Origin of the sequence: Thermanaeromonas sp. (assembly GCF_021890735.1) — a bacterium.
Taxonomy (GTDB): Bacteria; Bacillota; DSM-521; order Neomoorellales; family Neomoorellaceae; genus Thermanaeromonas.
Map to the genome: position 1 here is coordinate 1 of NZ_JAKKUR010000055.1, position 10,858 is coordinate 10,858.

A 10,858-nucleotide genomic window follows, 5' to 3' on the forward strand; every position below is an offset into this window, starting at 1 on the left:
AGGAGAAAAAGACGGCTATAACGCCCCGGGGAGGAAAGCTTAAGACCCCGTAGTTTGAAACCCTCACGCTCGTTTTCTAACAAAGCTGTTGAGTTTCATTTTTAAGGATCCCCCCCTCAGCTGGAAGTGGTATCCAAATTTAAATTAGCGGGGGGATCCTTATTTTCCTCCTTTTTTCTCCCCCTTTCTCGCCCTCACTACTCTTTAAAACTGGGGATCCCTCAGGCCGGGCCGCCTGCCAATCCCTAATGTAAAATAAGGCTCCCGGATTAGAGACCGGCAGGTAAATAGTATTACCCGCTTTAGGGTTGTTGTAAGGTTCTGGTCAAATGCGTCGAAGTCAGTTCCCCGAAATATTTGATAAAACAACTTAATCCCGGGCGCCTTAGAGGGCAAGTCCTCTTTAGTTTTAATGCGGTCCTTCATAGCCTTTTAAACAGCCTTTACCGTGGAACCTGAGCACTTAGAACCCGCGAAAAGTCTAAGCATGGCCAAGTTGAACACCTCATTAGCCTCTATTTTACCCCAGTCCCTTGGGCCTGGTATGACCGAAGCAGGGATATACTCCCCGCAAACATCCACCCCTATCACCCGGGCGCAATTTTTAAGATTTCTAAGTAAATAGAAAACAGGGCCTGAGCGGAGTTCCCCCTGACCCCAGGTCGTCCAGGCGCAAGGGGATGCCAGGACGTCTTTGTCTACGGAAATATACACCCTCCGCCCCCTTACCTTTTCAAGGACCTCCCGGACGGCCGGCAAAAAGGCCTTAGAAGGATAGACTTTGAGCTTAGTCGCATCGCCCGTAGCACCAAGCCAGCCTTCTGTATTCGTCAATGCCTCCTCCTGTACCCCTAATACGTAAACCTCCTCTAGACAAGGAAGCCCGAGGGCTTCCCTCAACCAAGAGCCACAGGTAACAAACCCGGGCGGGGCAGTATGCATATCTAGGTGCCGATCCAAAACCACCAGGGTAAAGGACGTTCGCAGCTTCCTTAAAAAAAGCAGAGTAAGGTGATGAAAATCCCCGCTGCCTAAGAAACTCAAGCCCACCGGGATCCGGCTTAATTTTAAACTTACCTCTTCCAACACCTTTCCCGGGCTCATCAACCGGAGGTTGTGCACCCGGCTCAAATCCACCAGGGTATCCCCAGCCTTAAGGAGCCTTTTCTGCCGTAACAGGGTAGCGTCAGTATTAAGCAGGCATACGTACATCTTTAATACCAACACCCCCTATATACGTTTTAACATAAGGCACGCTCCCGAGGCCAGAAGAATTAACCCCAGGACCTTCCACCAGGTAAAGGGTATTTTTTCCAAACCGAAAAGGCCCAAGTGATCGATGATAAGCGCGGTCGTAACCTGTCCTACTATTATGGCCGTAGTAGCCAGGGCCACTCCTGCACGGGGTATGCTCGCTACCACCCCATATGTAATGAGCACCCCTATAATCCCGCCTAATAGCAGGTACCAGGGAACCTGGGTAATTTTAGCCAAGCTTCCCGGGCTTAAAGGGAAGAGCAGCAGAAGAATTACTGTAACGGTAGCGGTAAGGTGTACCACTAAGGTGGCCTGGAGGAGACCTATAACCTTAGCTAGGGCAGCGTTTAGGGAACCCTGGATAGCCATGGCCACTCCAGAAAGGAGGGCTAAAACAAGGGCGAGGAGCATAGCGCTTTCAACACCTCCCCCTTTAGTATGCCCCCAGACCCCTGTCTAGACCCTCTCCAGCGGCTTTTTAAACTTCCCCTTGAAAAAATGCCTCTTCGCCCAGACTTGCTCCGCTGCCTTTTTAAGTTCCCCCCTTAAAAGATGCTTAAATATTCCTTCCCCTCGTGGGCACAATAATACTCTGAAAGCAGAAAACCACATCTTTTGAGGAGGAAAAATAATCAAATGCCCCGCAAGGCCTGTATCCTCGCCCCCATTCTGGTTTTGGCCCTTCTGTGGCCTTTTAACCCGGCTTGGGGTAAAGAGCGCTGCAGTTGTACGGGAGAAAGTCGCCCCCTCATCTATACTTCCCCGCCCCTTAAGGGACAGGATGTTTTAGAACTCCAATTCAGGCTGGCCCAGCTCGGTTATTATTTCGGTCCTCTTACAGGCATATATGACCGGGTTACCCTGCGTGCTGTAACCAACTTCCAACGCCACCGGGGCCTCCCGCTAACCGGCAGGGTAGACTCGACTTTGTGGGAGGCCTTAAGGGGAGATCTCCATCCCGCCTCTCAAACCACCAAACCCGGCCCGCCGCCTGGAAGTAGTCTAAAGATACTGGTAGATACGGACAAGCTGCGCCTGTACCTTCTGGTCGACGGTCAAGTATTCCGGGAATATCCCATCGCCATAGGCAAATACAGCACCCCTTCACCCGTAGGGGAATGGAAAATCAGGGAAAAGATATATGAGCCTGGCGGCGCCCTGGGTACCCGGTGGCTGGGGCTTAACGTGCCCTGGGGAAACTACGGGATACACGGTACCAACCGGCCCTGGTCCATAGGCTGGCCCGCCTCTGCAGGGTGCTTCCGGATGTTCAACGAAGACATAGAAGAGATGTTCCCCTGGATACCCGTAGGCACGCCGGTGATTGTAAAGGGCCCGCATGTCCCTCCTACTCAACCCCTTAAGCCGGGTTCCCGGGGACCTGAGGTGGTAAGCCTGCAGGCCCGCCTCAGGGAAAAAGGCTTTTATCTATTTGGCCCCACGGATGGCGACTACGGAACTATGACCTGCCTGGCTGTAAAACAGTTTCAGCTAGCCCGAGGCTTAAAACCCACTGGTACGGCCGACAAAGAAACCTTGGAGGCCCTGGGCTTTGACCTTCCTCCCGTTTTACCCGGCCACTAAAGGTACAAATTTAAATTCCAGGGTATCTACCAATCCTCTGTTGGTAAGCCTGAGCTCGGGTAAAACGGGTAGGGACAATAAGGCCATGGTCATAAAGGGTGAAACCAGCTCGCATCCGAGCTTCCGCCAGGCTTTTAAGACCTCTTCCACCTGTCCTGCCACCACTTCCACAGGCTGATCAGACATAAGCCCCGCTACGGGTAACGGTAACAAGGCCAGAACCCGGCCATTTTGTACTACTACCATCCCCCCGCCACAATCGGCCAAGGTATTACCGGCCAGGGCCATATCTTCGTCGTTTAAGCCCACAATCAAAAGATTATGGCTGTCATGAGCTACGGTAGAGGCCACTGCTCCTGCCTTAAGGCCAAAACCCCGGACAAATCCCAGCCCCATAGTTCCTGTTGCCCGGTGGCGCTCCACTACGGCCACCTTAGCTATATCCTGGGAGGGGGATGCTTTAAGGTAACCTTCCTCTACCTCCATTTCCACCAAAGTGTGGCGGGTAAGGACACTGGCTTCGATGACTTCTATGACCCGCACTTTAACCCTGTCCCTTCCCGAAGGAGCGGGTATTGCAAAGTGGGATGCTTTAAGGGCCTCCTTTAGCCTGACGGAATTTTTTACATGCGGAGGATAATCAGCGGAAGGCAATTCCACAGTCAGCCTGCCTTTTTCAGCAACGATGCGCCCTCCCACCATAACCTTCTCAATGGTAAGAGAGGCTAAATCGGAAAGGAACACGATATCCGCCCAGCGCCCTGGTGCAATGCTACCCAAGTCCTGGGCCACTCCAAAACATTCGGCAGTGTTGATGGTCACCGCTTGAATGGCGGTTATGGGATTTAGCCCCTCGCTTATGGCCCTCCTTACTACGTGATCGAGGTGGCCTAAGGAGAGAAGGGTTTCAGGATGGGTATCATCGGTAACCAAAATGGCCCGCCGGGTATCGATACGGTGTTCGGTCAGGCTTTTTATGGTTTCATGCACGTCGTGCCAGGCGGACCCCTCGCGCATCATAGCGTACATGCCCAGCCTCATCCTGGCCAGGGCATCCACAGCCCGGGTGGACTCGTGGCAGCAGCAGATTCCCGCCGCAGCATAAGCGGGCAGCCCTTTTTCTACATCCGGCAGGGAATAATGCCCGGTAACGGGCTTGCCCGCTTCCAGGGTCACCCTGATCTCTCCGTGTACAGCCTCATCCCCGTTGAGGACGCCAGGGAAGTTCATCATCTCCCCGAGGCCTATTATATTGTCCCATTTCATGGCTACGGCCACCTCTTCCGGGCCGATAATCGCACCGGCGTCCTCCAAACCTGGGGCAGCAGGAACGCAGGACGGCATGGTGGCATACACCCTCAAAGGCAGGTTACGCCCTTCCTCCACCATGAGCCTTACCCCTTCCAGCCCCAAAACATTGGCTATTTCATGGGGATCCATAAAGATAGTAGTGGTACCGTGGGGTAATACAGCCCGGGCAAACTGGGTCACCGTTACCATGCTGCTTTCTACATGAAGGTGGCCGTCCAGGAAACCCGGAGCCAGGTAAAGCCCGCCGGCGTCTACAATCTCCGTCTCAGGGCCCAGGCAGTGATTCACCTCACCGACCATGGCGATACGGCCGTTCTTAATAGCTATATCCCAGTTTAAAATCTCTCCAGTAAAAACATTTATAACTTTACCCCCGCGTATTACTACATCAGCAGGTAGGCGCCCGGTGGCCACGGCCACCAATTCCTTCGTCATAGCGGCTAAACGGTTGGCCGACATATCTTTACCCCCTTCTGGTTTTTTTGAATAGGACGACACTTAAGTGGGTGATAATTAAGTGCTAATTAAAGGATAATTTACTATGTTAAGGTATGTCAACGCATATAAGAACTTTAGTTTTACGGCGGAGGGCAAGCAGGAATTTCGCCCTAAACAGCAAATAAATATAATGTGGGTACGAGGGTCAAAAGTTAAAATACACTTAAAGGTAATATACCCCTACCTGTCTTCGTATATCCCCAGTAATATGGTCTGGGGGTCTCTACCAGGCGACCGTAAATTGCCCGGCTACGAAGGCGGGCCTGAGCTTTTAAGGCCTAGCCAGTTAGCCGGGCAGATTGATTTTAGGCCAGTTTTTATCTAAAGGCAGGTGGTGCAACCTATAAAATCGAGGGAGTAGTGCAAAACAGCTAATGGCAACGGTTCACGAGAGGTAAAAGACAAGGGATTTATATGAGGACAAGGATGGCAAGGCTCACATTAAAGGCGCCATAGAGATGCAAAAAGACGAGAAACTTATATGAGGAACCAAGGAGTGGCTTTGCCGGAGGAGACTTCCTGTAATTGAAGAAATCCCTAAAAACGGGAGGTCATCGTTATTATGTCCGGGTACGAAGGCTTTCTGGAAAGGACTTTTAAGCTTAAAGAAAATAATACCACCCTCCGCACCGAGGTACTGGCCGGTTTTACTACCTTCATGACCATGGCCTATATCATATTTGTAAATCCGGCGATTTTAAGTAACACGGGAATGGATTTCGGTGCGGTACTCGTGGCCACCATTTTGGCCAGTGCAATAGGCACCTTGATAATGGCCTTTTTAGCCAATTACCCCATTGCCGTAGCTCCCGGCATGGGCTTAAATGCCTTCTTCGCCTTCACCATTGTAAAACAGATGGGTTATCCCTGGGAGGCAGCCCTGGCTGCTGTTTTCATGAGCGGTATCATCTTCATCATCCTAACTTTAACCAAGGCCCGGGAAGCCATCGTCAACTCCATCCCTTTGTCCCTTAAACTGGCCATCAGCGCCGGTATAGGACTTTTCATAGCCCTTATTGGTCTACAGAGTGCAGGTATAGTGGTATCCAATCCCGACACCTTGCTAAAGATAGGGGACCTCCGCCAACCCTCGACAGGGCTAGCCATCTTGGGGCTCGTCATTACTGCTGCCCTGGTAGCCCTGCGGGTTAAAGGAGCCCTTCTTTGGGGGATCCTCATCACCACCCTGCTCGGAATACCCCTCGGTGTAACTAAGGTGGAAAGTTTAAAGATAGTAAGCCTCCCGCCCAGCCTCTCGCCCACCTTCGGAGCTTTTAGCCGCGGGTTGGGTGATCTTTTAGCAGCAGGGATCATCCCTGTAATCTTCACTCTTACCTTCGTAGACCTTTTCGACACCCTGGGAACTTTAATCGGGGTGAGCAGCAAAGCGGGTCTTCTGGATGAAAAGGGTCACCTCCCCCGGGCAGGCCAGGCCTTGATGTCCGATGCCATCGCTACGACAATAGGTGCCATACTCGGGACCAGCACCTGCGTAGCCTATATCGAAAGCGCCTCCGGGGTAGCCGAAGGCGGCCGCACCGGACTGACTTCCTTGGTAGTGGCCCTGCTTTTCTTGGCTTCTTTGTTCTTCTCCCCGCTGGTAGGCATGGTTCCTGCCGTGGCCACGGCTCCCGTTTTAATTATTGTAGGTATTTTCATGATGGAGCCTGTGATGAAGATCGACTTTAGTAACTTTTTGGAGGCGGCTCCGGCCTTTTTAACCATGACCATCATGCCCTTCACCTATGATATCGCCGAGGGCATCGTTTGGGGAGTGCTTGCGTACGTATTCCTCCACCTTATCTCCGGTCAGGCCAAAAAAATAAGCCTTACCATGTGGGTTTTGGCTATTTTATTCATTATACGCTTCTTTATCTAGGCTTTCTGTAGTACATCTCCATTTTAAGCTTACTTTACGGTAACCGCAGGGCCCTGGGAACAAAATTTCCTCCAAACCCCCAGGGCCCCTTTTACCGCCCGCCAGGAATTGTTAAGAAGCTCATCTATCTCCCTGCAGCTTGCCCCGTCCACATGTACTCCTGCTACCACTACCACGGGTACCTTGAGCCTTGCAGCCAGGAAAAGTGCCACGGGTCTGGCCAGCTCGTCATCCTTATGGCCCACTACGGTCAAAACGGAAGCCGTAGAACTGGTCTGCCCCGTGCCTTTTAAGCTCGGTCGGGGAACGGCCAGGGCTACCGCACCCACATGGGGCTTTTCTCCCCCAAAAAGGTGGACTACCATTCCTCCCTCCGTAGGGAAAAGCCGGCAGACTGTCCGCAAACGCCCCTTTCCGGCCCGGCAGGTTATCACGCTTTCGCCCCCTCTTTGCCCTTGGGCAATCCTGACCAGCGCTGGTACAGCCTGTGGTCTATATCGAACTGGTCCAGAATACGACCTACCAAGTGGTCTATCAGATCCTGTAGGCTACGGGGATGGTGGTAAAAGGCAGGCATAGGCGGCAGGATCACGGCTCCCAGGCGGGCAAGTTTTAACATATTCTCCAGGTGAATGGCATTTAAGGGCGTCTCTCGGGGAACCAAGACTAATTTGCGTCCTTCTTTTAGCGTTACATCTGCCGCACGGGTTATAAGGTTCATAGCCAGGCCGTGGGCTACGGCAGCCAGGGTCTTCATGCTGCAAGGTATGATTATCATGCCCTGGTGCCTAAAGGAACCGCTGGCGAGGCTAGCTCCTAAGTCGTCCTCGCGGTAACAGGCGCTCGCCAACTCCCGCACCGCTTCCACAGTCCACGAGGTCTCTACTTTTATAGTCTCCTCTGCCCAACGGCTTAAAATGAGGTGGGTCTCCAGGCCCTTCTCTTTAAGTATTTCCAGGAGCCTTATGCCGTAGATGGCGCCCGTGGCCCCGGTCATGGCTACTATCAACCGCACGTACCTATTCCTCCCCCGCCGCTTTAAGGAGGAGGCCCCACAGAAGGTCGGCCTCGCTTATTATAATCTCTCCCGCGTTAAGCCCCCGCAGGATGGCCTCCAAAATGGTCACACCCGCAACTATGATATCTGCCCTTTCGGGCTGGAGGCCGGCTAGCTTGCGCCTGGACTCTAGGGGGAGGCTGGCCAGCTTCTTGAGCCAGTAACCGACTTTGCCCTGGGGCAGGGATAGCCCGTGCACGAGCTCGGGGTTATATTTTTTAAGCCCTAGCTCCAGGGCGCCCAGGGTTGTTGCTGTACCCCCGCACCCCACAACCGACCAGCCTGCGGAAGAAATTGAGGCTCCCCTCCCGGGATCCACCTTATCATTAAGAAACTCGACCGGATAAAGCCCCTGCTGCCTGCGCAATTCCTGCAGTACCGGGGCCAGGGTCTCTTCTATTTCTTTAAGGCTAGTGGCCCTCTCCGTACATCTCACCGCGCCTAAAGGAACGCTGCGTAGGTTTAGCCGGCCATCCTCCTCCCAGGCGAATTCTGTACTCCCACCTCCCACATCTACAACTACCACCGGCTCCTTAACCTTCCCTTTAAGGCCGGCCCTCACACCCTTGAAGGTAAGGCGGGCCTCTTCTTCTCCTCCGATGACTTCTACCCGTAAATTTAACCGGGCCTCGAGCCTGTCCAGCAGCTCCCCGGCATTGACGGCCTCACGGGCTGCACTGGTAGCCACAGCCAGAAAATTCTTTAAAGGATATCTCTGGGCCTTTTCCAACAGCCGCCCTGCTGCAGCTAGAGTACGGTTTATCGAGTCCGGTGAAAGCCGCCCGTCTTTAAAGCCTGCCATGAGGCGGCTACTTTCCAGGTCTTGGAGGAGAGGGCGGACGCGGCCGCCTTCGACCTCGCCTACCAGCAAGCGTACGGAATTAGAGCCGACATCTAAAGCACCGTAGATGGGCATCCCTTAAGCTTCTTCCTTTCCCTTAGGGCCGCCTGCCTCACGCTGCTTTTTTCGCCCGCTGGCAGCCCTGCTTGGGGCTACCCCGTGGAGGTCCCGGTGCAATCTAAACGCCGGGTTCTGTTGGCGTGACTACTGGTACCTTATATCCGCGCCCAATGCCTGAAACTTCTCCACCAGGTTTTCGTATCCCCGGTGAATATGGTGAATGCAGCTTATTTCTGTTTGTCCCTCGGCCACGAGCCCTGCTATAACCAAGGCGGCTCCGGCTCTAAGATCGGTAGCTTTAACCTGGGCTCCGGTTATCTTTTTGGTCCCTTTGACCACCGCGCAATGGCCCTCTATAGTGATATCGGCTCCCATGCGCTTTAACTCGTGAACGTGCATGAAGCGGTTTTCAAAAACGGTCTCCGTAATCACGCTGGTACCCCTGGCTACTGTTAGGAGGGCCATAAATTGCGGTTGCATGTCCGTGGGGAAGCCCGGGTAGGGCATAGTTTTTATATCTACCGCTTTGAGGGGAAGCTCGCCCCGGACCCACAGGCCCCCGTTTTCCTCGGTAAGAATGGCTCCGGCTTCGGTAAGTTTCGCTATAACTGCCTTAAGGTGGGTGGTAATGACGTTTTCAAGGAAGGCTTCCCCCCCCGTGGCCGCTACAGCCACCATAAAGGTCCCGGCTTCAATGCGGTCGGGAATGACGGCGTGGGTGGTGCCGCGGAGTTCTTTCACTCCTTCTACTTTTATAACGCGCGTACCGGCGCCTGTAACCCGCCCACCCATGGCATTAATAAAATTGGCCAGGTCTACGATCTCCGGTTCTCCCGCGGCATTTTCTATAATGGTAGTACCTTCGGCCAGGGCTGCTGCCATCATTATATTTTCCGTAGCTCCTACACTGGGAAAATCGAGGTAGACTTGAGCTCCCTTAAGGCGCCTGGCCCGGGCTTCTACCCAGCCGTTCTTAACTTCGATCTCCGCCCCTAAGGCCGCCAACCCTTTAAGGTGCAGGTCGATGGGCCGGGCACCGATGGCGCACCCGCCGGGCAGGGCTATCCTCACCTTGCCCGTACGGGCGAGCAAGGGGCCCAGGACCAAAAAAGAGGCCCTCATACGCCTCACGAACTCATAAGGGGGCTCGGTGGCTTTAATCCCTTCATTGATTACGGTCAGCGAACCCTGCCCCGGGAACACCCGCATTCCCAGCTCAGTAACCAGTCCGCACATGGTATCCACGTCCGCCAGGTGCGGGGTATCCTCCAGGCGGCACTCACCCTCTGCGAGCAGGCAGGCAGCTATAATGGGAAGCACGGCATTTTTGGCTCCGCTTATGGCCACCCGGCCTTTTAGCGGGGTTCCCCCTTTTACCACGATTTTGTCCAAGGCGGGCTATACTCCTTCTCTAAAAAGATTCAACAAGATGATTATAACACAGGCTCCCTAATATTCGCCACCTAAAAGGGGCGAGCCCAGATAAAGGTAGGTAGTGTTGTCAGTGGAGTGAAAGCGCAGGGCTACGTTCAGATTGGCTTTCTGCCCCGCTACCTCCACCTTCTGCGGTAGGAGGGGGGAGTAGGCGGTAATGCTCACCAGCTCTTCCTCCTCCAGTCCTTCTATTTTGGTAGCCTCAAAGGCGGACAACACGGTTTGAACTCTTTGTTTTCGTTCCTCCAGGGAGAGATATCCGGGTATCCGCCCGATTACCAGGTAAGTAAACCGCGGCTCCGCTGCACTACGCTGGAAAACCTTTACGGCCTGCTCCTGCCATTGTTGCAGGAGCTCTGCTATTCCCCTTTCGCCTATACTGCCTTCCCAGCTAAGGAGGAGATAGGTTTCCCCCTTACCGCTCAAGTCTTTTAAACTTTGTACCGAAAGATACAGCACTACTCCCGGCTCTACCTCCCCCTCCCAGGAGACGGACCGGAAGCCCGGCTGGTTTTCCTCCTTCCAAGGGAAATCGGACCTCAACTTGAGATCTTCTGCGGCCTCCCCGGCCTTTCTAGCCAGTTCCTCTATCTCGACGAAGGTTGAGCTTAAAACACCCCAGGCTTCCAGCCTGACACTCTCCCCTTGGGCACCCACGCTTTTTAACGCCCGCTCTAGGAGCGGGGGAACATGGGTGACTGCACCCGGAGCAGCTCCTTCCCTGGCGACTTCATTTACGGAAGCAGACTTCGCCCTTGGATCCGCGTAGAGTTTAAAAATCGACAAACCACCCAAGATAAGAATGAGGACGAGGCTAAGAATTAGCACATATCGGGCTCTGCGCGTCTCTTTGCCAAATATACCCATATTCTTACCCCCTATATAAGTTTTATCACCTCCTATTTTTACCAGTCAAATAAGTTATTAACCTTCGGGC

At 53.5% G+C, this 10,858-nt stretch carries 10 protein-coding genes and 1 riboswitch; of the genes, 2 read left to right on the forward strand and 8 right to left on the reverse strand.

What is annotated here, in order from left to right; translation table 11 throughout:
• Positions 1 to 432: 432 nt before the first annotated feature.
• A complete protein-coding gene (locus L5656_RS08405; protein WP_297201734.1) occupies positions 433 to 1,212 on the reverse strand; it encodes an arginase family protein in 780 nt (259 codons plus the stop codon).
• Between the two features lie 18 nt (positions 1,213 to 1,230).
• A complete protein-coding gene (locus L5656_RS08410; protein WP_297201737.1) occupies positions 1,231 to 1,668 on the reverse strand; it encodes a DMT family transporter in 438 nt (145 codons plus the stop codon).
• A gap of 225 nt (positions 1,669 to 1,893) precedes the next feature.
• Here L5656_RS08410 and L5656_RS08415 point away from each other — a divergent pair, with 225 nt between their 5' ends.
• On the forward strand, positions 1,894 to 2,841 hold the full coding sequence (locus L5656_RS08415; protein WP_297201740.1) for a L,D-transpeptidase family protein: 948 nt from the start codon (positions 1,894 to 1,896) through the stop codon (positions 2,839 to 2,841).
• Here the strand turns inward: L5656_RS08415 and ade are convergent.
• Positions 2,827 to 4,611: an adenine deaminase gene (gene ade / locus L5656_RS08420; protein ID WP_297201744.1), complete on the reverse strand. Its 1,785-nt coding sequence runs from the start codon at positions 4,609 to 4,611 to the stop codon at positions 2,827 to 2,829. The genes L5656_RS08415 and ade overlap by 15 nt on opposite strands.
• Before the next feature lie 209 nt (positions 4,612 to 4,820).
• Positions 4,821 to 4,922, forward strand: a riboswitch (purine riboswitch).
• 290 nt (positions 4,923 to 5,212) lie between these two features.
• Between ade and L5656_RS08425 the strand changes: the two genes are divergently transcribed.
• Positions 5,213 to 6,529: an NCS2 family permease gene (locus L5656_RS08425; RefSeq protein ID WP_297201747.1), complete on the forward strand. Its 1,317-nt coding sequence runs from the start codon at positions 5,213 to 5,215 to the stop codon at positions 6,527 to 6,529.
• A 29-nt stretch (positions 6,530 to 6,558) separates the two neighbouring features.
• On the opposite strand, the gene L5656_RS08430 is transcribed toward L5656_RS08425, so the two are convergent.
• The 5 genes from L5656_RS08430 to L5656_RS08450 all read right to left on the reverse strand — a co-directional run bounded on the left by L5656_RS08430 (position 6,559) and on the right by L5656_RS08450 (position 10,788).
• Positions 6,559 to 6,963 (reverse strand): hypothetical protein, encoded by a 405-nt coding sequence (locus L5656_RS08430; RefSeq protein ID WP_297201750.1) that lies wholly within the window; start codon positions 6,961 to 6,963, stop codon positions 6,559 to 6,561.
• The gene (locus L5656_RS08435) at positions 6,960 to 7,544 is read right to left on the reverse strand and encodes a UbiX family flavin prenyltransferase (protein ID WP_297201753.1); all 585 of its coding nucleotides are present in this window, start codon (positions 7,542 to 7,544) and stop codon (positions 6,960 to 6,962) included. The genes L5656_RS08430 and L5656_RS08435 overlap by 4 nt, the downstream gene beginning before the upstream one ends.
• Positions 7,545 to 7,548: 4 nt before the next feature.
• Entirely contained in the window at positions 7,549 to 8,502 is a 954-nt protein-coding gene (locus L5656_RS08440; RefSeq protein WP_297201756.1) for a hypothetical protein, read from the reverse strand.
• Positions 8,503 to 8,631: 129 nt separating this feature from the next.
• Positions 8,632 to 9,879 (reverse strand): UDP-N-acetylglucosamine 1-carboxyvinyltransferase, encoded by a 1,248-nt coding sequence (gene murA / locus L5656_RS08445; RefSeq protein WP_297201759.1) that lies wholly within the window; start codon positions 9,877 to 9,879, stop codon positions 8,632 to 8,634.
• 57 nt (positions 9,880 to 9,936) lie between these two features.
• A complete protein-coding gene (locus L5656_RS08450) occupies positions 9,937 to 10,788 on the reverse strand; it encodes a YwmB family TATA-box binding protein (protein ID WP_297201763.1) in 852 nt (283 codons plus the stop codon).
• Positions 10,789 to 10,858 lie beyond the last annotated feature (70 nt).

Excerpts from the sequence above, each read along its gene's own strand:
- L5656_RS08405 (WP_297201734.1), bottom strand. The coding sequence starts at position 1,212 with ATGTACGTATGCCTGCTTAATACTGACGCTACCCTGTTACGGCAGAAA.
- L5656_RS08410 (WP_297201737.1), bottom strand. The coding sequence starts at position 1,668 with ATGCTCCTCGCCCTTGTTTTAGCCCTCCTTTCTGGAGTGGCCATGGCT.
- L5656_RS08415 (WP_297201740.1), top strand. The coding sequence starts at position 1,894 with ATGCCCCGCAAGGCCTGTATCCTCGCCCCCATTCTGGTTTTGGCCCTT.
- ade (WP_297201744.1), bottom strand. The coding sequence starts at position 4,611 with ATGTCGGCCAACCGTTTAGCCGCTATGACGAAGGAATTGGTGGCCGTG.
- L5656_RS08425 (WP_297201747.1), top strand. The coding sequence starts at position 5,213 with ATGTCCGGGTACGAAGGCTTTCTGGAAAGGACTTTTAAGCTTAAAGAA.
- L5656_RS08440 (WP_297201756.1), bottom strand. The coding sequence starts at position 8,502 with ATGCCCATCTACGGTGCTTTAGATGTCGGCTCTAATTCCGTACGCTTG.
- L5656_RS08450 (WP_297201763.1), bottom strand. The coding sequence starts at position 10,788 with ATGGGTATATTTGGCAAAGAGACGCGCAGAGCCCGATATGTGCTAATT.